23 protein-coding genes are annotated in these 23,715 nt (G+C 65.4%); 14 read left to right on the top strand and 9 right to left on the bottom strand.

Annotated features, from left to right (window positions below):
* Nucleotides 1-69 precede the first annotated feature (69 nt).
* A complete protein-coding gene (locus tag NCR93_RS05930; RefSeq protein ID WP_175979980.1) occupies nucleotides 70-1,044 on the bottom strand; it encodes a DMT family transporter in 975 nt (324 codons plus the stop codon).
* 193 nt (nucleotides 1,045-1,237) lie between these two features.
* Here NCR93_RS05930 and dapC point away from each other — a divergent pair, with 193 nt between their 5' ends.
* The 6 genes from dapC to cls all read left to right on the top strand — a co-directional run bounded on the left by dapC (nucleotide 1,238) and on the right by cls (nucleotide 7,487).
* On the top strand, nucleotides 1,238-2,455 hold the full coding sequence (gene dapC / locus NCR93_RS05925) for a succinyldiaminopimelate transaminase (RefSeq protein WP_175979979.1): 1,218 nt from the start codon (nucleotides 1,238-1,240) through the stop codon (nucleotides 2,453-2,455).
* A gap of 51 nt (nucleotides 2,456-2,506) precedes the next feature.
* Entirely contained in the window at nucleotides 2,507-3,346 is an 840-nt protein-coding gene (dapD, locus tag NCR93_RS05920) for a 2,3,4,5-tetrahydropyridine-2,6-dicarboxylate N-succinyltransferase (RefSeq protein WP_175979978.1), read from the top strand.
* A 2-nt stretch (nucleotides 3,347-3,348) separates the two neighbouring features.
* The gene (locus NCR93_RS05915) at nucleotides 3,349-3,720 is read left to right on the top strand and encodes an ArsC family reductase (RefSeq protein WP_008350107.1); all 372 of its coding nucleotides are present in this window, start codon (nucleotides 3,349-3,351) and stop codon (nucleotides 3,718-3,720) included.
* Nucleotides 3,721-3,815: 95 nt separating this feature from the next.
* Nucleotides 3,816-4,952 carry a succinyl-diaminopimelate desuccinylase gene (gene dapE, locus NCR93_RS05910; RefSeq protein ID WP_175979977.1) on the top strand — a complete coding sequence of 379 codons (1,137 nt, stop codon included), beginning with the start codon at nucleotides 3,816-3,818 and terminating at the stop codon, nucleotides 4,950-4,952.
* A 30-nt stretch (nucleotides 4,953-4,982) separates the two neighbouring features.
* Entirely contained in the window at nucleotides 4,983-5,867 is an 885-nt protein-coding gene (prmB, locus tag NCR93_RS05905; protein ID WP_008350110.1) for a 50S ribosomal protein L3 N(5)-glutamine methyltransferase, read from the top strand.
* A gap of 129 nt (nucleotides 5,868-5,996) precedes the next feature.
* The gene (gene cls / locus NCR93_RS05900) at nucleotides 5,997-7,487 is read left to right on the top strand and encodes a cardiolipin synthase (RefSeq protein WP_033537247.1); all 1,491 of its coding nucleotides are present in this window, start codon (nucleotides 5,997-5,999) and stop codon (nucleotides 7,485-7,487) included.
* A gap of 6 nt (nucleotides 7,488-7,493) precedes the next feature.
* Here the strand turns inward: cls and NCR93_RS05895 are convergent, their stop codons facing one another.
* The gene (locus tag NCR93_RS05895) at nucleotides 7,494-7,985 is read right to left on the bottom strand and encodes a glutathione peroxidase (RefSeq protein ID WP_175979976.1); all 492 of its coding nucleotides are present in this window, start codon (nucleotides 7,983-7,985) and stop codon (nucleotides 7,494-7,496) included.
* Between the two features lie 155 nt (nucleotides 7,986-8,140).
* Between NCR93_RS05895 and NCR93_RS05890 the strand changes: the two genes are divergently transcribed.
* Nucleotides 8,141-10,081: an ATP-binding cassette domain-containing protein gene (locus NCR93_RS05890; RefSeq protein ID WP_175979975.1), complete on the top strand. Its 1,941-nt coding sequence runs from the start codon at nucleotides 8,141-8,143 to the stop codon at nucleotides 10,079-10,081.
* Nucleotides 10,082-10,096: 15 nt separating this feature from the next.
* Complete coding sequence (locus tag NCR93_RS05885; RefSeq protein ID WP_008350119.1) at nucleotides 10,097-11,119, top strand: CaiB/BaiF CoA transferase family protein; 1,023 nt, start codon at nucleotides 10,097-10,099, stop codon at nucleotides 11,117-11,119.
* Here the strand turns inward: NCR93_RS05885 and NCR93_RS05880 are convergent.
* From NCR93_RS05880 to alr, 3 genes are all read right to left on the bottom strand, one after another.
* On the bottom strand, nucleotides 11,116-11,379 hold the full coding sequence (locus NCR93_RS05880) for a DUF2866 domain-containing protein (RefSeq protein WP_008350121.1): 264 nt from the start codon (nucleotides 11,377-11,379) through the stop codon (nucleotides 11,116-11,118). The two genes, NCR93_RS05885 and NCR93_RS05880, sit on opposite strands and share 4 nt — an antisense overlap.
* A gap of 162 nt (nucleotides 11,380-11,541) precedes the next feature.
* Nucleotides 11,542-12,927: a DNA repair protein RadA gene (gene radA / locus NCR93_RS05875; protein ID WP_175979974.1), complete on the bottom strand. Its 1,386-nt coding sequence runs from the start codon at nucleotides 12,925-12,927 to the stop codon at nucleotides 11,542-11,544.
* A gap of 40 nt (nucleotides 12,928-12,967) precedes the next feature.
* Nucleotides 12,968-14,038 (bottom strand): alanine racemase, encoded by a 1,071-nt coding sequence (gene alr / locus NCR93_RS05870; RefSeq protein WP_034472003.1) that lies wholly within the window; start codon nucleotides 14,036-14,038, stop codon nucleotides 12,968-12,970.
* Between the two features lie 281 nt (nucleotides 14,039-14,319).
* Here alr and lplT point away from each other — a divergent pair, with 281 nt between their 5' ends.
* The 4 genes from lplT to thiD are packed head-to-tail and all read left to right on the top strand — an operon-like array spanning nucleotide 14,320 to nucleotide 17,922.
* Nucleotides 14,320-15,627 carry a lysophospholipid transporter LplT gene (lplT, locus tag NCR93_RS05865; RefSeq protein ID WP_008350127.1) on the top strand — a complete coding sequence of 436 codons (1,308 nt, stop codon included), beginning with the start codon at nucleotides 14,320-14,322 and terminating at the stop codon, nucleotides 15,625-15,627.
* Between the two features lie 13 nt (nucleotides 15,628-15,640).
* Nucleotides 15,641-16,456 carry a hydroxyethylthiazole kinase gene (gene thiM / locus NCR93_RS05860; RefSeq protein ID WP_034472006.1) on the top strand — a complete coding sequence of 272 codons (816 nt, stop codon included), beginning with the start codon at nucleotides 15,641-15,643 and terminating at the stop codon, nucleotides 16,454-16,456.
* A gap of 1 nt (nucleotide 16,457) precedes the next feature.
* A complete protein-coding gene (gene thiE / locus NCR93_RS05855) occupies nucleotides 16,458-17,105 on the top strand; it encodes a thiamine phosphate synthase (RefSeq protein WP_175979973.1) in 648 nt (215 codons plus the stop codon).
* 10 nt (nucleotides 17,106-17,115) lie between these two features.
* A complete protein-coding gene (thiD, locus tag NCR93_RS05850) occupies nucleotides 17,116-17,922 on the top strand; it encodes a bifunctional hydroxymethylpyrimidine kinase/phosphomethylpyrimidine kinase (protein ID WP_279613020.1) in 807 nt (268 codons plus the stop codon).
* A gap of 11 nt (nucleotides 17,923-17,933) precedes the next feature.
* Here thiD and NCR93_RS05845 read toward each other — a convergent pair whose 3' ends face one another.
* Genes NCR93_RS05845 through tsaB form a run of 4 tightly spaced genes read right to left on the bottom strand, consistent with a single transcriptional unit; the run spans nucleotide 17,934 to nucleotide 21,067 of the window.
* Nucleotides 17,934-18,917, bottom strand: coding sequence for a DUF1853 family protein (locus NCR93_RS05845; protein ID WP_175979971.1), 984 nt, complete (start codon nucleotides 18,915-18,917; stop codon nucleotides 17,934-17,936).
* A complete protein-coding gene (locus NCR93_RS05840; RefSeq protein ID WP_034472013.1) occupies nucleotides 18,917-19,810 on the bottom strand; it encodes a uracil-DNA glycosylase in 894 nt (297 codons plus the stop codon). The genes NCR93_RS05845 and NCR93_RS05840 overlap by 1 nt, the downstream gene beginning before the upstream one ends.
* Entirely contained in the window at nucleotides 19,797-20,291 is a 495-nt protein-coding gene (gene rimI, locus NCR93_RS05835) for a ribosomal protein S18-alanine N-acetyltransferase (RefSeq protein WP_008350138.1), read from the bottom strand. Before rimI ends, NCR93_RS05840 begins: the two co-directional genes overlap by 14 nt.
* Nucleotides 20,288-21,067, bottom strand: a complete 780-nt coding sequence (gene tsaB, locus NCR93_RS05830) for a tRNA (adenosine(37)-N6)-threonylcarbamoyltransferase complex dimerization subunit type 1 TsaB (RefSeq protein WP_008350140.1) — start codon at nucleotides 21,065-21,067, stop codon at nucleotides 20,288-20,290. The genes rimI and tsaB overlap by 4 nt, the downstream gene beginning before the upstream one ends.
* A 178-nt stretch (nucleotides 21,068-21,245) precedes the next feature.
* Between tsaB and NCR93_RS05825 the strand changes: the two genes are divergently transcribed.
* Together NCR93_RS05825 and NCR93_RS05820 are read left to right on the top strand one after the other, a co-directional pair.
* Entirely contained in the window at nucleotides 21,246-21,515 is a 270-nt protein-coding gene (locus NCR93_RS05825; protein ID WP_008350142.1) for an acyl-CoA-binding protein, read from the top strand.
* A 474-nt stretch (nucleotides 21,516-21,989) separates the two neighbouring features.
* Complete coding sequence (locus tag NCR93_RS05820) at nucleotides 21,990-23,636, top strand: DEAD/DEAH box helicase (protein WP_175979970.1); 1,647 nt, start codon at nucleotides 21,990-21,992, stop codon at nucleotides 23,634-23,636.
* Nucleotides 23,637-23,715: the final 79 nt, after the last annotated feature.

Genomic DNA, 23,715 nt, shown 5'->3' with positions numbered 1-23,715 from the left:
CGCGGCCCGTCGTTTCCCGGCCGCGCGGCAGTGAAGCACCATCAACTGGCCCGGCGAAAGCGGACTCCATCATACCATCGCGCGAGTCGATTTCTTTTTGCTTTCCGGCACTTCTATCGCGATGTCGGACGCTGCGGACGAAGGCGAGCGCGCTGCCCGCGGCCGATGCACCCACGCCGACAGCACGCATGCAACGACGATGCACGCGCCGCCCGCCCATTCTCGCGCGCCGGGGACTTCGCCTGCGAAGAGCCACGCCGACAGCGCCGTGACGACGAGTTCGAACAGCATGATGATCGACGCACGATTGGCCGGCACGCGCGCGAGGCCGAGTTGCACGATCATGTTGTTGCCGGCGAGCACGACGCCCAGCCCGATCACGATCAGGCTCACGGTCGGCAAGAGAGCGGCTGCGGGCGGCGCGGGCATCGGCTCGAACAGCGTGACGATGGACGCGATGAGCGCCGCGCCGCCGAAGATCACCGCCGTGCGCATCTCGGGCTTCATCGCGGGCAGCGTACGGGTGACTTTCACGACGAGCACGTTGCTCATCGCGAAGCCCATGCCGCCCATCAGACCCGACCATTCGGCGAGATCGGCCGGCAGCGGCATGCCGAGTTCGGGCGACCAGAGCATGGTGACCGCGCCCGCGAGCGAGAGGAGCGAGAGCGCGGCGTCGGCGCGCGTGAGACGCTCTTTCAGGATGACGTGCGCGAAGATCGCGGTCCACGCGGGCGTCAGATAGAAGAGCAGCAGCACGCGCATCACCTGACCGTGGATCGCGCCCCACACGAAACCGATATTAGTCACGCCCGCGGCCACGCCGAGCCCGACGAGCAGCCAGTGCCACGACAGCGTACTGATCGAGCGGCGTTTCGCGACGAGCACGAAGACGCACGCGGCGGCGCTCGTCGTCGCGCTCGCGGCCGTGCCGGAGAGGCCCATGGCGGCAAGCATCCGCATCGGATACCAGACGAGGCCCCACACCGACGCGCCGAGCATGATTGCGAGCGTCGGCCATGCGTTGCGCACACTGCTCGTCATCGAGATGGTCCTTGCATTGCGTCCGGCATCACTCGTGTTTTCGTCCTTCGTGGCGCGCGCCGCCCGCCGTTTCCGGCGCGACGCCACGCGCTATAATCGTGAGTTCGTTTCACGTCCGTTCGATTCTTCCGATTGCCGCGCTCGCAGGCGCTTCTCGCCTCGCGCGCATCGCTCACTGCTTACCGGTCACGCCGTGAATCCACTTCTCGAGAAACTTCAGTCTTATCCATTCGAAAAGCTTCGTCTGCTCTTCAAGGGCATCGAGCCGCGCGCGGGATTCACGCCGATCAGCTTCGGCATCGGCGAGCCGAAGCATCCGACGCCCGCGCTGATCCGCGATGCGGTGATCGATTCGCTCGACGGCCTCGCGAGCTACCCGGCGACGCTCGGCAGCGAGCCGTTGCGCCGCGCGATCGCGGCATGGGTGATGCAGCGTTACGGCCTCGAATCGATCGATCCGGCAACCGAAGTGCTGCCTGTCTCCGGCTCGCGCGAGGCGCTTTTCGCGCTCGCGCAGACCGTGATCGACAGCCGCACGAACAAGGCCGCAGAACCGCCCATCGTACTCTGTCCGAACCCGTTCTATCAAATCTACGAAGGCGCGGCCCTGCTCGCGGGCGCCGAGCCGTACTTCGTCAACAGCGATCCGGCGCGCAACTTCGCGTGCGATTACTCGGCGGTGCCCGAAGAGATCTGGGCGCGCACGCAACTGCTCTACGTCTGCTCGCCGGGCAACCCGACGGGCGCCGTGCTCACGCTCGAAAACTGGCGCGAACTCTTCGCGCTGTCGGACAGGCACGGCTTCGTGATCGCATCGGACGAGTGTTATTCGGAGATCTATTTCGACGAAAGCAATCCGCCGCTCGGCGGCCTCGAAGCCGCGCGGCTGCTCAATCGCAACTTCGACCGTCTCGTGATGCTGTCGAGCCTGTCCAAGCGCTCGAACGTGCCGGGCATGCGTTCGGGCTTCGTCGCGGGCGATGCGTCGATCCTGAAGGACTTCCTGCTCTATCGCACGTATCACGGCGCGGCGCTGTCGACGGTGTTTCAGCGCGCGAGCATCGTCGCGTGGCAGGATGAAACGCACGTGCGCGACAACCGCGCGCAGTATCTGAAAAAATTCCAGACGGTCACGCCGATGCTCGCGGACGTCCTCGACGTGCGTTTGCCCGACGCCGCGTTCTACCTCTGGGCGAACGTTTCGGGCACCGGGCTCACCGATACCCAGTTCGCTGCACGCCTTTACGCCGACTATAATGTGACGGTTCTGCCGGGCTCCTTTCTCGCTCGCACGGCGCACGGCACGAATCCCGGCGAAGGTTTCGTGCGCATCGCGCTCGTCGCTGAAACCGGGGAATGTGTCGAAGGCGCTCGCCGCATCGTCGAATTCTGCCGCACGCTCAGTTCCTGACAAACGGTTCTGAAACGTAGCCGGCCCAACTACCCATCCTTGATACCAACTATGTCGCAACAACTTCAGAGCATCATCGATACCGCCTGGGAAAACCGCGCCGAGCTGTCGCCCAAGGCCGCGCCCGCCGAAGTCCGCGAAGCCGTCGCGCATGCGATCGAGCAGCTCGACAAAGGCCAGATGCGCGTCGCCGAAAAGCGCGATGGCGACTGGGTCGTGAATCAGTGGCTCAAGAAGGCCGTGCTGCTGTCGTTCCGACTGGAAGACAACGCGCCGATGCCTGCCGGTGGCGGGTCTTACAACTACACGCAGTTCTACGACAAGGTGCCCTCGAAGTTCGCGAACTACACGGCCGAAGACTTCGCGGCGGGCGGTTTCCGCGTCGTGCCGCCGGCCATCGCGCGCCGCGGCTCGTTCATCGCGAAGAACGTCGTGCTGATGCCGTCTTACACCAACATCGGCGCATATGTCGACGAAGGCACGATGGTCGATACGTGGGCGACCGTCGGCTCGTGCGCGCAGATCGGCAAGAACGTGCACCTGTCGGGCGGCGTGGGCATCGGCGGCGTGCTGGAGCCGCTGCAGGCGAACCCGGTCATCATCGAGGACAACTGCTTCATCGGCGCGCGTTCGGAGGTCGTGGAAGGCGTGATCGTCGAAGAGAATTCCGTCATCTCGATGGGCGTGTATCTCGGCCAGTCGACGAAGATCTACGATCGCGAAACCGGCGAAGTCACGTACGGCCGCATTCCGGCGGGCTCGGTCGTCGTCGCGGGCAACCTGCCGTCGAAGGACGGCTCGCACAGCCTGTACTGCGCGGTCATCGTGAAGAAGGTCGACGCCAAGACGCGCGCGAAAGTCGGCCTGAACGAACTGCTGCGAGGCGACTGATTTTGGCACGCGGATCCACCCCGACGACTGTCGTCTACGGCATTCCGAACTGCGACACGGTGAAGAAGGCGCGCGTGTGGCTGGAAGAGCACGGCGTGCCGTTCGAGTTTCACGACTTCAAGAAAGCCGGCGTGAACGAGAAGCTGGTTCAGGACTGGCTGAAGGACGTATCGCTCGATCAGCTCATCAACAAGCGCGGCACGACGTGGCGCGGCCTGTCGGACGTGCACAAGGCCGAAGCCGACACGACCAACGGCGCGATCGCGCTGATGATCCACAAGCCGTCGATCATCAAGCGGCCGGTCGTGGTGGTGAACGGACGCGTGAAGACGCTCGGATTTTCCGCCGAGCAGTACGAAACGCTCTTTGCCTGAGCCGATGCGATGACTGTGAATCCGACGGTCATCGCGAGCTTGCTACGAGTGCCGGCCCGCGCGCCGGCATTTTTTATCGCTGTGGAAAAAGAACCATGTCCGGCACCCTTTCCCTTACCGAAGCGCTGATCGAACGCGCATCCGTCACGCCCGACGACAAGGCTTGCCAGGCGCTCATGATCGAGCGGCTCGCGGCGATCGGCTTCGAATGCGAAACGATCGAATCGGGCGGCGTCACGAACCTGTGGGCCGTCAGGCGCGGCACGGACGCAAGCGGCAAGCTGCTCGCCTTCGCCGGCCATACCGACGTCGTGCCGACCGGCCCGCTCGAACAGTGGAGCTCGCCGCCCTTCACCCCGACGCATCGCGACGGCAAACTCTACGGTCGCGGCGCGGCGGACATGAAGGCGTCGCTCGCGGCGTTCGTCGTGTCGAGCGAGGAATTCGTCGCGCAGCATCCGGAACATCGCGGCACGCTCGCGTTTCTCATCACGAGCGATGAAGAAGGCCCCGCGACCGACGGCACGATCAAGGTCGTTCAAGCGCTGAAGGCGCGCGGCACGCGGCTCGATTACTGCATCGTCGGCGAGCCGACTTCGAACGCCACGCTCGGCGACATGGTCAAGAACGGCCGGCGCGGCTCGATGACGGGCAAGCTCGTCGTCAAGGGCGTGCAGGGGCATATCGCGTATCCGCATCTCGCGAAGAATCCGGTGCATCTGCTCGCGCCCGCGCTCGCCGAGCTCGTCGCCGAAAAATGGGACGACGGCAACGAATATTTCCCGCCGACAACCTGGCAAGTGTCGAACCTGCATTCGGGCACCGGCGCGACCAACATCATTCCCGGTCATGCCGACCTGATGTTCAACTTCCGCTTCTCGACCGCGAGCACGGTCGAGAGCCTGCAAAGCCGCGTCCACGCGATCCTTGACAAGCACGGCCTCGAATACGACCTGCAGTGGATCGTGAGCGGCCTGCCGTTTCTCACCCCGCGCGGTGCGCTGTCCGACGCGCTCGAAAAAGCCATCGCCGATGAAACCGGCGTGCGCACCGAGCTGTCTACCACGGGCGGCACGTCCGACGGACGCTTCATCGCGCAAATCTGCGATCAGGTCGTCGAATTCGGCCCGCCGAACGGCACGATCCACAAGATCGACGAGCATGTCGAAGTGCGCTTCATCGAACCGTTGAAGAACGTGTACCGCCGCGTGCTCGAAGCACTGATCGCCTAATTCAAATCCGACAATAAAAAGGAGCCTTCGATGGCGCTGCCCTTCACCACCGTGCGCGACCTGCTGCGCTTCGGCGTCTCGCGTTTCACCGAAGCGGGCTTGTCCTTCGGCCACGGCTCGTCCAATGCCTACGACGAAGCCGCGTATCTGATCCTGCATACGCTGCATCTGCCGCTCGACACGCTCGATCCGTTCCTCGACGCGCGCCTGCTCGACCACGAGATCGACGCGGTCATGAAAGTCATCGAGCGCCGCGCGAAGGAACGCATTCCCGCCGCGTACATCACGCAGGAAGCGTGGATGCACGGCCGCCGCTTTTACGTCGATGAACGCGTGATCGTGCCGCGCTCGTTCATCGGCGAGTTGCTGCAGGACGGCTTGCAGCCGTATGTGGCCGATCCGGATCAGGTCACGCGCGTGCTCGAACTGTGCACCGGCTCGGGCTGCCTCGCGATTCTCGCGGCGCAGGCCTTCGAAAACGCCGATGTCGATGCCGTCGACATTTCCGCCGATGCGCTCGCGGTCGCGCGCCGCAATGTGGACGATTACGGTCTCGAAGAGCGCGTGAGCCTCTACGAAGGCGACCTGTACGCGCCGCTTCCCGAGGCGCGCTACGAGGTCATCATCACGAATCCGCCGTACGTCAACGCGGACGCGATGCAGGCGCTGCCGGCAGAGTACCGCCACGAACCCGAGCTCGCGCTCGCGGGCGGCGCGGACGGCATGGACGTGGTACGGCGCATCGTGCGCGACGCGGGCAAGTGGCTGACCGAGGACGGCGTGCTCGTCGTCGAGATCGGCAATGAGCGCCCGAATGTGGAAGCCGCGCTCGGCGGCCTCGATCTCGTCTGGCTCTCGACGAGCGCCGGCGATGACAACGTGTTCCTCATCCAGGCCGCCGACCTTCCGGCCTGAGCGTCCGCTTCTCCGTGAGCGGTCGTTGCGGCGGCGCAAGCGCTGCAACGATCGCTGACACTTCGCGTGGAAGGGTTGGGTAATATGGCAAATCGCCATTAGCCAAGCCCTTAGCTCCTTCCCGCGTCTATGCAAGCATCCGACTGGCTTCACCTCGGCACGCTGGTGATGGCCGCGCATGTGCTCGGCGTGATCGCCGCGATCCATGCCGTCATCAACACACGCACGTCGCAAGGCGCGGTCGCGTGGGCCGTGTCGCTCGTCGCGATGCCCTACTTCACGCTGATCCCGTATCTCTTCCTCGGCCGCAGCAAGTTCGCCGGCTATATCGACGAACGGCGGCTGGAAATCGAGATCCTGCGCAGCCGTTCGAAGCCTGCCGAATGGGATTCCGGCGCCCGCAGCGATGCGCCCGAAGCCGCTCCGCTCGTCGATTCCACCGGCGCGCGCGGCGAAATCGCGCCGGGGCCTGCTGCTTATCTCGGCAATCCGACGATCCGCACGCTGCAGCGCCTGTCCGGCATGCCGTTCTTGCGCGGCAACTCGGCCCGCGTGCTCATCAACGGCGACGCGACGTTCGCCGCGATTCTCGAAGCGATCGCCGGCGCCGAACGCTATGTGGTCGTGCAGTTCTTCATCGTGCGCGCCGATGCGCTCGGCGAAATGCTCAAGGACGCGCTCATCAAGAAAGCTCAGGCCGGCGTGCGCGTGTACTTCCTCTATGACAGCATCGGCAGCTTCGACCTGCCGCATCGCTACGTCAATGCGCTGCGGGCGGGCGGCGTCGAGGCGCATCCGTTCGCGGCCACCCGCAAGTTCGTGCACCGTTTCCAGATCAACTTCCGCAATCATCGGAAGATCGTCGTGGTGGACGGCAAATGCGCGTTCGTCGGCGGGCACAACGTGGGCGTCGAATATCTCGGCGGCAATCCGCGGCTTTCGCCGTGGCGCGACACGCATATCGAAGTGCGCGGCCCGGCGGTCGCGAGCATTCAGTTCGTGTTCACCGAAGACTGGTACTGGGCGACGCAACGCCTGCCGGAACTCGGCCCCGCGCCGCATTCCGGCGAGAACATGCACTGCATGGTGCTGTCGAGCGGCCCGGCGGACAAACAGGAAACCTGTTCGCTTTTCTTTGTCGAGGCGATCAACGCGGCGCGCGAGCGCATCTGGATCACATCGCCCTATCTGATTCCCGACGAAGCCGTGTTCTCGGCGCTGCGGCTCGCCGTGATGCGTGGCGTCGACGTACGCATCCTGATTCCGAGCCGGCGCGATCATCGCGTGGTGTTCGCGGCGTCACGGCTTTATGCGTACGACCTCGTGCAGGCGGGCGTTCGCATCTTCCGCTACAAGCCGGGATTTCTGCATCAGAAGGTCGTGCTCGTCGACGGCATCGCCGCGTCGATCGGCAGCGCGAATCTCGACAATCGCTCGTTTCGCCTGAACTTCGAGATCACGGTGCTGACCGTCGATCGCGCGTTCGCGAGCGAAGTGGAAACCATGCTGCTCGCCGACTTCGCGCATTCGTTCGAGATCGACGCCAATGACTATCGCGGCAAGGCCTTCTGGCGGCGCATGGCGATGCACGTCGCGCGGCTTTTCTCGCCGATTCTCTGAGCGGCGTCAGAGCAGCTTTTCGATGTCGTCGGTGATCGATTCCGGCTTGGTCTGCGGCGCATAGCGCCTGATGACCTTGCCACTGCGATCGACGAGAAACTTCGTGAAATTCCACTTGATCGCTTCGATGCCGAGCAGGCCCGGTTCCTTGTCCTTCAGATACTTGTAGAGCGGATGCGCGTTGGAGCCGTTCACCTCGATCTTCGCGAACATCGGAAACGTGACGCCGTAGTTTTGCTCGCAGAAAGCGCCGATTTGCCCGGCATCGCCCGGTTCCTGCTTGCCGAACTGGTTGCACGGAAAGCCGAGCACCTCGAAACCGCGCGCCGCGTACTGTCGATAAACCTCCTGCAAACCCTTGTACTGCGGTGTGAATCCGCATTCGCTCGCCGTATTCACGATGAGCAGAACCTTGCCGCGGTACTTGTCGAGGCTGACGGTCGCGCCGTCGAGTGTTTCGGCCGAGAAGCCGTAGATGCCTTCGCTGGCTGTGCTCATGGCGTGCTCCGGAAAAATTCGATGAAAGTCACGCGATGCTAACCCGTCGCGCGTTCGCCCGCCATTAGCCGAACGGCCAACCCCTGCCGCGCAATCGGTCCGGTCTAAAATAGCGCTTTCCCTCAAAGCCGCGCCCTTTTCGCCGCCATTCCGACGTGATCCGCTTCAACCAGTTCAGCCTGTCCCGCGGCACCAAGCCGCTTTTCGAAGACACGAGCTTCACGCTCAATCCGGGCGAGAAGGCCGGTCTCGTCGGCGCAAACGGCGCGGGCAAGTCGACGCTCTTTTCCGTGCTGCGCGGCGAATTGCACGCGGACGGCGGCGATTTCTCGATGCCGCCGTCGTGGCGCATCGCGCACGTCGCGCAGGAAACGCCCGCCGTGGATCGCAGCGCACTCGACTACACGCTCGACGGCGACACGCATCTGCGTGCGATCGAGGCGCGCATCGTGGCCGCGTCCGCCGCGCATGACGGCGCGGCCGAAGCGGAAGCCCACGCCGCCTTCGCCGATGCCGACGGCTACACGGCGCCCGCGCGCGCCGAAACGCTGCTGCTCGGTCTCGGCTTCACGCTCGAGCAGACGAGCGAGCCGGTGTCGAGCTTCTCGGGCGGCTGGCGCATGCGCCTGAATCTCGCGCAGGCGCTGATGTGTCCGTCCGATCTGCTGCTGCTCGACGAACCGACCAACCACCTGGACCTCGACGCCATCGTCTGGCTGGAAGACTGGCTCGGGCGCTATGCGGGCACGCTCGTCGTGATCTCGCACGACCGTGAGTTCCTCGATTCGGTCTGCAACGTCACGCTGCATCTGGAAAATCGTCAGGTGAAGCGCTACGGCGGCAACTACAGCCAGTTCGAAGTGCTGCGCGCGCAGCAGATCGCGCTGCAACAAAGCGCGTACGAGAAGCAGCAAAGGACAGTCGCGCATCTGCAGAGTTTCATCGACCGATTCAAGGCCAAGGCGACCAAAGCCAAGCAGGCGCAAAGCCGCGTGAAGGCGCTGGAGAAGATGGAGCTGATCGCGCCCGCGCACGCAACCTCGCCCTTCACGTTCGAATTCCGCGAGCCCGACGCCGCGCCGAATCCGATGATGGTCATGGAGAGCGTGCGTTGCGGCTATCACAACGACGCGGGCGGCGAGATTCCAATCGTCGAAGGCGTGACGCTGTCGATCCAGAACGGCCAGCGCATCGGCTTGCTCGGCGCGAACGGTCAGGGGAAATCGACGCTCATCAAGACGCTCGCGCAGACGCTCGAACCGCTTTCCGGCGACGTCCGGCAGGGCAAAGGCTTGCAGATCGGCTATTTCGCGCAGCATCAACTGGAAACGCTGCGCCCGGACGATTCCCCGCTCCAGCATCTCGCGCGCCTCGCACCCGACACGCGCGAGCAGGAACTGCGCGACTTTCTCGGCAGCTTCAACTTCTCCGGCGACATGGCGACCGCGAAGATCGCGCCCTTTTCCGGCGGCGAGAAGGCGCGGCTCGCGCTGGCGCTCATCATCTGGCAAAAGCCGAATCTGCTGCTGCTCGACGAGCCGACCAACCACCTCGACCTCGAAACGCGCCACGCGCTGACCATGGCGCTCGCGCAGTTCGAAGGCACGCTCATACTCGTGTCGCACGACCGGCACTTGCTGCGCGCGACGACCGACACGTTCATGCTCGTCGCGAAGCATCGCCTGAGTCCGTTCGACGGCGATCTCGACGACTACCGCGACTGGCTTCTGCAGCACGCCGCCGAAACGCGCGCGGCGGCGAAGGAAGCGAGCGCCGCGGCCTCGGGCGAGGCGTCCGACAGCGCGCTCAATCGCAAGGAACAGCGCCGGCAGGAAGCTCAGGAACGGCAAAAGCTTGCGCATCTGACGAAGCCGCTCAAGTCGCGCATCGCCAAGATCGAGAAAGAGATGGAAAAGCTCAACGCGGAAAAATCGGCACTCGATGCGTTCGTCGCCGATCCGGCGAGCTACGAAGCGCCGATGAAAGCGAAACTCACTGAGACGATCCGACGCCAGGGCGAAGTGAATGCGCGCCTCGAAACGCTCGAAATGGAGTGGCTCGAAGCGCACGAGGAACTGGAGCAGATCGGCTCATAACAGGAGATCGACAACTTGACGACGCCTTCCCTAACCGGCCTGCGCGTGCTGGATCTGACGCGGCTTCTACCCGGCCCCATCGCCACGCTACGGCTCGCGGAACTCGGCGCCGATGTGCTCAAGATCGAGCCGCCGGGCGAAGGCGACTACACCCGCACGATGCTGCAAAGCGAAGCCGATCGGCAAAGCGGCACGCCGAGCGCGTTTTATCGCATCGTCAATCGCGGAAAGCGGCAGCTCACGCTCGATCTCAAAACGGACGAAGGCCGCGCGAAATTGATCGAGCTCGCGCGCGATGCAGACGTGCTCGTCGAGAGCTTTCGACCTTCGGTGATGGCGCGGCTGGGCGTCGGCTACGACGTGCTGCGCGAGGCAAATCCGAAGCTCGTCTATTGCGCGATCACCGGTTTCGGCAGCGAGGGACCGTTCGCGCAGAAGGCCGGACACGATCTGAACTACATCGCGTATGCGGGCGTGCTGGATCAGCTCACGGCGCGCGACGGCACCCCCATCGCGCCGAATTTCCAGTTGGCGGATCTGCTCGGCGGCGCGCTTTCGGCGGTCATGGAAATACTGGCGGCGGCGTGGCACGTCGCGCGCGGCGGCGAAGGACGTTGCCTGAATGTGTCGATGACGCACGCGGCGCACGCGCACAACGTGATGGCGCATATCGCGCTCGCCAATGCCGACGAAGCCACGACGCGCGCGGGCGCTGGCCTGCTGAACGGCGGCGCGCCCTGCTATGACGTGTATCGCACGCGCGATGACCGTTTCGTCGCGGTCGGCGCGCTGGAGCTGAAGTTCTGGCAGACCTTGTGCGAAGCGCTCGGCCGTCCCGATTGGGCGACGCGGCACTGGAGCCTCGGACAGGCGATCGGCGGTGCGGACGCGGCAGACTTGTCCGCGCAGCTTGCCGCGATTTTCCGCGAACGCACGCGCGACGAATGGATGACGTTGCTGGAGCCGCTCGATTGCTGCGTCGCGCCCGTGCTGACGCCTGCCGAAGCGGCGGCACACCCGCTTTTCAGAAGCGCCTAACGCCGCGGCAAGACCTGACGCGGCTGACGTTCGTCGTCGACGAGCACATGCTTGCGGCCCGTCACATGCTCGCGAATGGTCGCGACGACTTGATCCTCGGTGACATCGGCCGCGACGACGCGACGCGAGATCTGGCCTTGCTCGTCGATCCATTCGACGATCCGGCAGCCGCTGCCCCAAGGCTGCTGAAGCGGCGCTGAGACGCGGCATCCGCGCAGGTGGAAAGCGGGCTTCGGCCGGGCTGAATTAGCGTGTTTCAATGCGTGGTCCTCTCGATCCTTCCGGTCACTTCGCGTGTTGAAATGCCCTTGGCGAAGTTGGCCGGGTCCGTAGCCCTGTAAGGATAGGAAAACCGCGCGCCCGTTGGGTTACATTGCGCAATGAGATTTTTACACGCCGTTACGAAGGGTCTGATCGCGAAATCATTCGAGGTCGCGAACGCGGTCGATCGCTTCCTCGATGCGGTCCACGGCGATCACCTTCAGACCGTCGATGGCCTGCTTGGGCGCGTTCGCCTTCGGAATCAGCGCGACGGAAAAGCCTAGCTTCGCCGCTTCCTTCAGGCGATCCTGCCCGCGCGGAGACGGCCGGATTTCACCCGCCAAGCCCACCTCGCCGAACGTAATGAGACCCTTCGGCAGCGGCTTGTTGCGCATCGACGAGTGGATCGCGAGCAGCACGGCGAGATCGGCGGCGGGCTCGGTGATCTTCACGCCGCCGACCGCGTTCAGGAACACGTCCTGATCGAAACACGCAATTCCCGCGTGCCGATGCAGCACCGCCAGCAACAGCGCCAGCCGGTTTTGTTCCAGCCCGACCGCGAGCCGGCGCGGATTGGGCACGTGCGCGGTATCGACGAGCGCCTGCACTTCGACGAGCAGCGGCCGCGAACCTTCCTGCGTCACGAGCACGCACGAACCCGCGACGCTCTGCTCGTGCTGCGACAAAAATAGCGCCGACGGATTGGCGACGCCGCGCAAGCCCTTTTCCGTCATGGCGAAGACGCCGAGCTCGTTGACGGCGCCGAAGCGATTCTTGAACGCGCGCACGAGCCTGAACGACGAGTGCGTGTCGCCTTCGAAATACAGCACGGTATCGACGATGTGCTCCAGCACGCGCGGTCCCGCGAGGCTGCCCTCTTTCGTCACGTGGCCGACCATGATGATCGACGTGCCCGTCTGCTTGGCGATGCGCGTGAGTTGCGCCGCGCACTCGCGCACTTGCGCGACGGAGCCGGGCGCGGACGTCAGCGCTTCCGAGTAGATCGTCTGAATCGAGTCGATGACGGCGACTTCAGGCCGTTGCTCATCGATGGTCGCCTGGATCTTTTCGAGCTGAATTTCCGCAAGCAGCGCGAGATCGCCCGCGGCGCTCGCGCCGCCGATCAGTCCGAGCCGCTGCGCGCGCAGCGCGATCTGCGCGCCGGATTCCTCACCGCTCACGTAGAGCGCCGGCCGCTCGCGCGCGATTTCGGCGAGCGATTGCAGTAGCAATGTCGATTTGCCGATGCCCGGATCGCCGCCGATCAGCACGACGCCGCCCGGCACGAGCCCGCCGCCCAGCACGCGATCGAATTCGCCGACGCCCGTCGTGAAGCGCGGCACGTCCGACGCCTCGATTTCCGCGAGCTTGCGCACCGGCGAACTCTTCGCGAGCGCCTGGAAGCGATGGTTCGACGCCGTCTGCGCCACCGATTCGGTCAGCGTGTTCCACGCGTTGCATGCGGCGCACTGGCCGGTCCACTTCGGCGATTCCCCGCCGCATTCGCTGCACACATACAGCGTTTTTGCCTTCGCTACTTTTGCCACTCGAAGCCTTGCCTGATTTCTTGTTGTTGATTTCGTGTTGTTATTCCGCGCGCACCGGCACGCGTTGCGCGATCGCGCACATGAGTTCGTAGCCGATCGTGCCGGCCGAGCTCGCGACATCGTCGATCGGTAGATTCGCGCCCCACAGTTCCACGCGCGAACCGATGCCGGCGTTCGGGCACGGCGTCAGATCGACGGTCAGCATGTCCATCGACACGCGGCCGACGAGCCGCGTTCTCGCGCCGTCGACGATCACGGGCGTGCCTTCGGGCGCCACGCGCGGATAGCCGTCCGCGTAGCCGCACGCGACCACGCCGATGCGCATCGGCGTTCCCGCTGTATACGTCGAGCCATAACCGATGCTGCTCCCCGCGTCGACCGTCTGCACGGCGATCAGCTCGGACTGGAGCGTCATCGCGGGCTTGAGGCCGGTATCGGCGATATCCGCGGTCACGCCCGACGGCGATGCGCCGTACAGCATGATGCCGGGCCGCACCCAGTCGAAGTGCGCGCCCGGGTGCCACAAGAGCGCCGCCGAGTTCGCGAGACTGCGCGCGCCCGCGATGCCTTCCGCGCCGCGTTCGAACGCTTCCAGTTGATGCGCGACGCCGCGCGGGCCATCGGCATCGGAAAAATGGGTCATGAGCGTGATCTGGCCGACGCCCTGCACGGCGCGCGCGCGCTCCCACGCGGCGCGGAACTTCTCGGGCGTATAGCCGAGCCGGTTCATGCCGCTGTTCATCTTCAACTGAATGTTGACCGGTTTCGACAGCCGCGCCATTTCCAGCATCCGCAACTGCTCGTCGCAGTGCACGGCCGTGGTGAGGCTATAGCGGTCGATCACGTCGATGTCGGTCGGCCGGAAAAAGCCCTCGAGCAAAAGAATTGGCCCGGCCCACCCCAATTCACGCAACTTCGCAGCTTCTTCGAGGTCGAGAAGGCCAAAGCCGTCCGTTGCGCGCAAACCGGGGAACGCCCGGGCGAGACCGTGGCCATATGCATTGGCCTTGACGACGGCCCAGATCTTGGATTTCGGGGCGTACTTGCGTGCAACGGCCAGGTTGTTGGCGAGCGCGGCGGTGTGAATTGTTGCTGAAAGGGGGCGCGGCATGAGCGTTTGGTGGAATTGCAACGAGTGCGGTCTAAAAGGCCAGCATACGCGAGCGGGACGCGTCCTGCTGCGCCGACCGGGACGCCTTGCGAATCAGTATGTTATGAGGAATCACGAACACAGGCGCGTCATTTCTGGCGCGATCGAGATTACTGCTAGTCAGAATGCGCCTATTTTCGTGTTATAAAGCCGTGCACACAACCCATTTCGAAAGGCATAAGCCCGAGTGCACGACCGGTGCCCGGGGCGGATCACCCGCAGTGAGGAAAGCTTCGGATCAGATGAAAAAAGGTTTTTACACCATCATGGCCGCGCAGTTTTTCTCATCGCTGGCCGATAACGCTCTACTGATCGCTGCCATTGCACTGCTGAAAGACCTTCACGCCCCGAACTGGATGACGCCGCTGCTCAAGCTGTTCTTCGTCCTGTCGTATGTGATTCTCGCGGCTTTCGTCGGCGCTTTCGCGGATTCCCGGCCCAAGGGCCACGTCATGTTCGTGACCAATTCGATCAAGGTCGTGGGCTGCGTGACGATGCTCTTCGGCGCGCATCCGTTGCTCGCGTATGGCATCGTCGGGTTCGGCGCGGCGGCCTATTCGCCCGCGAAATACGGCATTCTGACCGAGCTCCTGCCAGCCGATCGGCTCGTCGCCGCGAACGGCTGGATCGAAGGCACGACGGTCGGCTCGATCATCCTCGGCACGGTCATGGGCGGCGCGCTCATCAGTCCGCATATCGCCAGTCATCTGCTGTCGCTTCACATTCCGCGCATCAACACGCCCGCCGAAGCCGCAATGCTCGTCATCATGCTGATGTACGTGATCGCCGCGATCTTCAATCTGCGCATTCCCGACACCGGCGCGCGGTATCCGAAGCAGGAGACGCGGCCGCTCAAGCTCATCACCGATTTCGCCGACTGCTTTCTCGTGCTCTGGCGCGACAAGCTCGGCCAGATCTCGCTCGCCGTCACGACGCTCTTCTGGGGCGCAGGCGCGACGCTGCAGTTCATCGTGCTGAAATGGGCCGAAGTGTCGCTCGGCATGACGCTCTCGCAGGCAGCGATCCTGCAGGCGGTGATCGCGGTCGGCGTCGCGGCGGGCGCGGTGCTCGCGGCCGCGCGCGTGCCGCTCAAGCGCTCGCTCAGCGTGCTGCCGGTAGGCATCGTCATGGGACTCGCCGTCATGCTGATGGCCTTCTACACGCGCCATCTCTTTCCCGCGCACTGGGGCATCTACTTCGGCAAGATGCACTTCCCCGGCTATCTGCTGATCGCATATGTGTTCCTGATGATCGTCGGCGGACTGTCGGGCTTCTTCGTCGTGCCGATGAACGCGCTGCTCCAGCATCGCGGGCACGTTCTGCTTTCCGCCGGGCATTCCATCGCCGTGCAGAATTTCAACGAGAACCTGTCGGTGCTCGTCATGCTGTGCCTCTACGCCGTGCTCGTGTGGCTCGACGTGCCGATCCAGTTCGTCATCGTGCTATTCGGCTCGTTCGTGTGTCTCATGATGTACTTCGTGATGCGACGGCATCAGGCCAATCAGCGCGCGTTCGATTCGGTCGCGCTGATCGGCGAAGCGCGGCACTGACCCTCTTCGCATCATGCTTGCCGCCGATCTCTTTTCCTTCGTCACCCGCGTGCGCGAACGCGCGCCGCTCGTGCATTGCCTCACGAATCTCGTCGTCACCAACTTCACCGCGAACGTGCTGCTCGCGATCGGCGCCGCGCCCGCGATGGTCGTCGCGCGCGAGGAAGTCGGCGAATTCGCGGCCGTCGCCAATGCGCTGTCGGTCAATCTCGGCACGCTCGACGTGCCGCAGAGCCGCGCGATCCGCGCCGCCGTCGAGGCCGCCAACAGCGCGGGCACGCCGTGGGTGCTCGATCCGGTCGCGGTCGGGCCGCTCGCGTTTCGCACGGAATTTGCGTTCGATCTGCTCGATGCGAAGCCTGCGGTGATCCGCGGCAACGCGTCGGAGATCATCAGCTTGTCGGGGGGCGCAGCGAGCGGACGCGGCGTCGACAGCACCGCCGCCACCGATGCCGCGCTCGACGCCGCGCAGGTGCTCGCGCTGAAGACGCAGGCCGTCGTCGCGGTCACGGGCGAGACCGATTACGTGACCGATGGCCGCCGCGTCATCGCGATGTCGAACGGCTCGCCCTTGATGACGCGCGTGACGGGCGTCGGCTGCGCGTTGTCCGCGACGGTGGCCGCGTTCGTCGGCGCGGCGCCGGATCGCGACGCGTTCTGGTCCGCGACCGTCGCCGCCATCGCCTATTCGACCATCGCGGGGGAACTCGCCGCGCGCGACGCCGCGCTGCCCGGCAGCTTCGCCGTCGCGTATCTGGACCGGCTCGCATCGCTCGATGAAGCCGCGTTCGGCAAGACGCTCGTGCAGCGCGACATCGTTGCCGGCTGACATGCGCGCTTCGTTCGATCTCTCGCTCTATCTCGTGCTCGATCCCGTGCAGTGCGGCGGTCATGACGCGGCGGTTCGTGTCGCGCGCGCCGCGCTCGAAGGCGGCGCGACCATCGTGCAACTGCGCGCGCCCGAGTGGCACAAGCGCGCGTGGTTCGAACTCGCGCGCGATCTGCTGCCGATCACGCGCGCGCACGGCGTGCCGTTCGTCGTCAACGATCATGTCGATGTCGCGCTGGCTGTCGGCGCGGATGGCGTGCATATCGGCCAGCGCGATCTGCCCGCCGATGTCGCGCGCCGACTGCTCGGGCCGGACGCGCTGATCGGACTGTCGGTATCGAATCTCGATGAAACCGCCGACGCGGCGAAACGCGCGGACGTCGTCGATTATCTCGGCGCGGGTCCGGTGTACGCGACGCCGACCAAGACCGACGCCTCCACGCCCTGCGGCATCGACGGTCTCGCTGAAATCTGCGCGGCCGCGCATGTGCCGACCGTCGCGATCGGCGGCATTCAGGCGCATAACGCCGCAGACGTCATGCGCGCGAAGCCGGCCGGTCTCGCGGTGGTGTCGGCGATCTGCAAGGCGGCCGATCCGCGCACGGCGGCCTCGGCGCTTGCCGCGACCATCGCACAGTCACGCATCTAAGCTCATGGCAATCACGAAAACCATTCCGAACGTCCTCACGATCGCCGGCTCCGACTCGGGCGGCGGCGCGGGCATTCAGGCCGATCTGAAGGCGTTCTCCGCGCTCGGCGCGTACGGCGCGAGCGTCATCACGGCGCTCACCGCGCAAAACACGCGCGGCGTGACAGCCGTTCACGCGCCGGAGCCCGCGTTCATCGCGGCGCAGCTCGACGCCGTGTTCGACGACATCCGCATCGATGCCGTGAAGATCGGCATGCTGGCGAACGCGGGCATCGTGCGCGCGGTCGCCGAGGCGCTCAAGCGCCATCGGCCGAAACACGTTGTGCTCGACACCGTGATGATCTCGAAGAGCAATCACGCGCTGCTGGCGCCGGAAGCCGTTGCCGCGTTGCGCGACGAATTGCTGCCGCTCGCGACGCTCGTCACGCCGAATCTGCCGGAAGCGGCGGCGCTGTTAGGCGAAGAAAGCGCCGCCGACGAAGACGCGATGGTCCGTCAGGGCGAAGCCTTGCGCGCGCTCGGCGCGCGGGCCGTGCTGATGAAAGGCGGCCACCTTGCATCGAACGACAGTCCCGACTGGCTGATCGAGGCGGCGGGCGCACTGAGGCTCGGCGGCGCGCGCGTGCCGCTCAAGAACACGCACGGCACGGGCTGCACGCTGTCGTCGGCGATCGCGGCGCTGATTGCGCAAACCGACGATCTTGCGAGCGCGACCGCCGAGGCGAAGCGCTATCTGACCGGCGCGATCGAAGCGAGCGTGCGGCTCGACGTCGGTCATGGCGTCGGTCCGGTGCATCATTTTTTCCGCTGGTGGTGATCAGCCGGTGATCACTCCGCCGACGCGGCGAACGCCCGCGCGCGCTCCGGCCAGTCGTCCGGCACGATGAAGCCTCGCGATTCCTCCACGAAATTTCCCGCTTCGTCGCGCGCGTAGGCGGCAACCATCGTCGGCGCGATCGTGCCTTCGAGACGCGCGCGAATCGCATCCGATTCCGCGATCAGCGTTTCGGCGGAATCCGCATCGAGCCGCCGCGACGCGAGCCACGCCATGCGCGGCTGCACGACCCACGCGCGCTCATCGTCCGACGCATTCGAGCGCGCGTCGCGCCATTCCGACGCCGTCAGCCACCATCCGCGCAGATGGTGCTCCCCTATTTCGCGCGCGGGCACGACCTCGTCGCCGCCGTGCCCGTGATAGAAAAGCCGGCCTTTGATGAACAACTGCGCCTGCCACGGACCGTCGAAGCCGAGCAACGCGAACTCGGCGCGCCGCGTCAGCGCCAGTTGATGCGTGAGAAGCCGCTCGTGCTTGATATCGAAGCGATCCTGCAAATTCGGCCCGACGTAGTTCGACAGACGCGCCGCGCGCGCCGCATCGCCGTCGCTATCGTCGATATGCAGGTAGAACTTCACCGCCAGCTCCCAGTGCAGCCGCGCGCCATCCGCCGATTCGAGCAGGAAATCGCATTCGCCGATGGTGCGCCGCTGTTGCCGCAACGGCACGTTCGCCGCGATGAGGCGCGCCGCCGGACCGTGCGCGAGAAAAAAGCGGATGAGGCTCTCGGCGTAGATGCCGAGGCGCGTGAACTTCGGATCGCGCGCGTGATCGTGCAGCGGCTGCGGCGCGGCATCGAGCGCCTTCAGCCACACGAGCGTCGCGTCGCGCTCCGCTGTCGACGCGAACGGATGCGCGAGCGCGGCGTCGCCTTCGCGCAGCAGATCGGGAGCGAACAGAAGCCAGGCGAGATCGCGAACCGTGACGTCGCCGAAACGATCGACGAGACGCGTGAGATCGCTCGCCCGGGCCGTCATCAGACGCCGCCCTTCTCTGCTCCTTGCTCGACGCCGAGCGCGGCGAGCGCCTCGCGATACGTATTGCGCGCGAGGCAGAGATCGGCCCACGCCTTCGACTTGTCCTGCAGGCTGCGCAGCAGATAAGCCGGGTGATACGTGACGACCACCGGCACGCCACGATACTCGTGCACGCGTCCGCGCATCGATGCGATGCTCGCCTCGTTCTTCAGCAGACTCTGCGCGGCGAAGCGTCCCATCGCGACGATGACCTTCGGCTTCACGAGTTCGACCTGCCGTTGCAGATACGGCTCGCAGCGCGCGACTTCGTCGAGCTCGGGATTGCGGTTGCCGGGCGGCCGGCACTTGATGACATTCGCGATATAGACGTTCGTCTGCCGCGACAGCGTGAGCGCGCGCAGCATGTTGTCGAGCAGCTTGCCCGCCTGGCCGACGAACGGCTCGCCTTGCTTGTCCTCGTTCTCGCCCGGCGCTTCGCCGATCAGCATCCAGTCGGCTTCGCGATCGCCGACGCCGAAGACCGTGTTCGTGCGGCGCTCGCACAAACGGCAGCGCTCGCAGTTCGCGACGCGTTCGGCGAGCGCATCCCAGCCGAGCGTGTGGATGTCGCTCGGGGCTTCCGCGGTGGCGGGCTCGACATGGAGCGGCGTTTCGTCGGTCCAGGGGAGATCGTCGTAGGCGTCGAGCGGCGGCGCGTCGGATTCGGGCTGTGCGGACTGGAGCGGCTTCGGCTCCGGCCGCATGTCGACGACGACGGGCGCGGGTGCTTCCGCCATCGTGGCGATCGCTTCAGGCGTGCGCTCTTCCTCGACCTGCGGCGCGGGCGCAAGCCCACGCCGTACCCAGACCGGCCCGATTCCCAACTCTTCGATCAGCATTTCATCGAGCGCCATGCGCAGTCTCCTCCGTAAACGACAGACGCATGACGATTGCGTCCTCGCGCGAGCGATGCCGCGCGGGGTAATAGTTCTTGCGGCGTCCGATGGCCGCGAAGCCAAAACGCTCGTAGAGCTGGATCGCGCGCGGATTGGACGGCCGCACTTCGAGCAGCACGCCTTCGAGCTTCTCCGCGCGCGTGATGCGGACCGCTTCGCGCAGAAGCGTCAGACCCGCCCCCGCCCGCTGCGCAGACGGTGCAACGCACAGATTGAGCAGATGCATCTCGTCGACGACGGGCATCAGCACGCAATAGCCGATCAGCGTGCCGGTCACATGGCGCAGACACACGCCGAAATAGCCATTGCGCAGCGAATCCTGAAAATTGCCGCGGCTCCACGGAAACTCGTAGGCGAGCTTTTCGACCGCGGCGACTTCGTCGAGGTCCGCTTCCGTCATCGGTGTGAGATACCGATCGGCCAGCAGCACGCCGCTCACCGAAGCGCCTCCTCGCGAGCCTGCATGCGTTCGGCCGTCGTCTGGGCGACCTTGTCGCGCACATATTCGGGCGCGGCGTGTTCGGGTGCGACCGCGCGCCCAGCCCGCCAGTCCCGCAACCCGATGAGCGCGACCGGCAACGCGTGCGGCAGCGCCTCGCGATCGACACGCGCGGCGGCGGCGAGCGCCGGCAGACGATCGCCGAATGCGGACGCGGCGTTGCCCGCGAGCGCGAACGGCACGTCGGGCAGAGGCAGCGCGCCGGGCGCATCGAGCGCGGCCGGATGCAGCGTGCGCCAGTCGCCGGCGGCGGCATCGAATTCGAAATCGGCCCAGTACGCTTCATCCATGCGGGCGTCCAGCGCCGCTAGCACGCGCGCCGGGATCGACGGATCGTTCAGGCGCGCGTGCTCCGCGCAGGCGAGCAGCGTGCTCACCGGCACGACCGGCGCGTTCAGACCGAACGCCAGGCCTTGCGCCACGCCTGTCGCCGTGCGCAAGCCGGTGAACGAGCCCGGGCCCGCGCCGAATGCGATCGCCGCGCAGTCGGCGAGCGCGAGCCCGGCGTCGGCGAAAAGCTCGCGCACGGCCGGCAAAAGGCGCGTGCTCGACACGGCGCCGGTCGCCTCGTGGCGAAACCACACGCGCGTGTCGCCGTTCACGTATTGAGGCGCGGCGGAGTTCGGAGTGGCGGCGAAAGCGCTGTCGGCGAGCAGGAGCGCGACGGAGCAAAATTCCGTCGAGGTGTCGAGGGCGAGCAAAACGGTGCGTGTCATAGCCGGTATTGTAATGCGGGACATGCGCCGGATTCGCGTGATCGGCGATACGCGGTCGATCCAATTCGCGTCCGCAAGGCGCCTGGAAGGCGTCCTCGGTTGGAGGAAAGCCTCGACCGGGCTCGCGCGTCTCGCTTGCTAAGATCGTCCGGTCCATCTCGATAACAACGGAGAACGCATGACCGACATCGATCAGCAATTCGCCCAAGCCCAGTCTGACGTCACTCAACTGCCCGAGCGTCCCGGCAATCTCACGCTGTTGCGGCTTTATGCGCTTTTCAAGCAGGCGAGCATCGGCGACGTGCAAGGCGAAAAGCCGGGCTTCACGGATATCGCCGGCAAATACAAATACGAAGCGTGGGCCGCGCTGCAAGGCACGCCCGCCGACGACGCCAAGGCACGCTACGTCGAACTCGTCGAATCGCTCAAGCGGGGCGAGGCGGCCTGAGGTTCCGGCCGGCGTCGGCCAGTTCCAGCGGACCGGCCGCGCCGTCCGATGCCCGAAGATGGCGCGGCGATGCGTCAAAATGTGGCGCAGTGCAGCAAATTCCGATATACTAGCGGTCAGCGCTCGATTGCGGGTGGCGAGCCTTCCGGCAAGTCCCACGCAGCAAGGCGCTTCGTAGCGTTTCGCTCCAATCCAGTTTAGAAACTGTCCCCTTCCTGCCAGGCCTTTGCGTCGCATTTGCGCGCAGCACGTTTCTCGGCCCGTCATGCATCAGGCTGACGTCAGCGCCCGTCGTTCGCTTCGGAACGATCGAGCCTGCCGTATCCGATACAGCTTCTAACAAAGATACTCGCCGCACGTTCGCGCGAGTAGCCTACGTTTTTCGATTTGCTCGCTGTTTCTTCGCTCGCTGAATCCAACGACCTGGGTATGCCGATTGGCGCCGACGCCTTATTCCTCGTTTCAAGGATCGACATGACTTCGAGCTTCACCGCTAGCCCGTTGGACAATCTCGCAGCAAACATTGGCATCACCCCCTCGGCCGATACCCCGGCCACCGACGCACCCGCCGACAAGCCCGCCGGCCCCACTTTCGAATCGCTCGGCCTTTCCGCCGATATCGTGTCCGCGCTGACCGCTGCGGGCTACGAATCCCCGACGCCCGTGCAGCAGCGCGCGATTCCCGCCGCGCTCGCCGGCCGCGATCTGCTCGTCTCCAGCCCGACCGGTTCGGGCAAGACGGCCGCGTTCATGCTGCCCGCCATCGAAAAATTCGCGCAACTGCAAAAGCTGGAAGCGCAACAGCCGCGCGCGCCGCGCGACCCGAACGCAGCGCGTGGCCGCCGTCCGCAGCCGATCGCGCGCCCGAAGCTGCTCGTGCTCACGCCGACGCGCGAACTCGCGATGCAGGTTTCCACCGCCGCGACCACGTACGGCAAGCATCTGCGCCGCCTGCGCACCGTCAGCATTCTGGGCGGTGTCGCGTACGGCCAGCAGCTCATGCTCCTCGCGAAGAACCCTGAGATTCTCGTCGCGACGCCGGGCCGCCTGATCGACCATCTGGAACGCGGCCGCATCGACCTGTCGGAACTCAACATGCTCGTGCTCGACGAAGCCGATCGCATGCTCGACATGGGCTTCATCGAAGACATCGAGACGATCGTCGACGCGACGCCCGCCTCGCGTCAGACGCTGCTCTTCTCGGCGACCATCGATAGCAAGATCACGTCGCTGACCGGCCGGCTGCTGAAGGATCCGGAGCGCATCGAGATCGTCCAGAAGCTCGAAGCGAAGAGCAACATCGCGCAGACCGTGCATTACGTCGATGACCGCGATCACAAGGACCGCTTGCTCGATCATCTGCTGCGCGGCGAAGGCCTGGATCAGGCGATCGTATTCACGGCGACGAAGAGCGACGCCGATCTGATCGCCAACCGTCTCGCCGACGCGGGCTTCGAGTCCGCCGCGCTGCACGGCGATCTGCCGCAAGGCGCGCGCAACCGGACGATCCGCGCGCTGCGCGAGCGCCGCGTGCGCGTGCTGGTAGCGACCGACGTCGCCGCGCGCGGCATCGACATTCCGGGTATCACGCACGTCTTCAACTATGACCTGCCGAAGTTCGCGGAAGACTACGTGCACCGTATCGGCCGTACCGGCCGTGCTGGCCGCAGCGGCACGGCGGTGAGCCTCGTGCACTACGCCGAAATGGGCGCGTTGAAGCGCATCGAGCGTTTCGTGCGCGCGCCGCTGCCGGTGAACGTCGTCGCAGGCTTCGAACCGCGCAAGGCGCCGCCGAAGGGTGGTTTCGGCGGCGGCCGTGGCCGTCCGGGCGGTAACGGCAGTGGCCGTCGCTTCGGTGGCAATGGCGGCGGCAGCAGCAGTGGCCGTGGTTACGGTCCGGGCAACGCCGGCGGTTATGGCAACAAGTCGAATGCAGGTTCTCGCGAAGGCGGTTATCGCGATGGCGGCGGTTATCGCGGCGGCAACAGCGATGGCGGCTACCGTGGCGGCAACAGCGACGGCGGCTATCGCGGTGGCAATCGCGAAGGCGGCTACGGCTCGCGCGACGGCTACAGCGCACGCCGTAACGACGGCCCGCGCGCCCCGCGCCGCGGCAGCTAAGCTGCTTGCGGGAAGCGGTTCCTGATACCGCTTCCCCGTTGCGAAAAGAAAAACCGATGCCTCGTGCATCGGTTTTTTT

Origin of the sequence: Caballeronia sp. ATUFL_F1_KS39 (genome assembly GCF_023630985.1) — a bacterium.
Lineage (GTDB): Bacteria > Pseudomonadota > Gammaproteobacteria > Burkholderiales > Burkholderiaceae > Caballeronia > Caballeronia zhejiangensis.
This window is presented reverse-complemented; position numbering and strand designations above follow the sequence as displayed.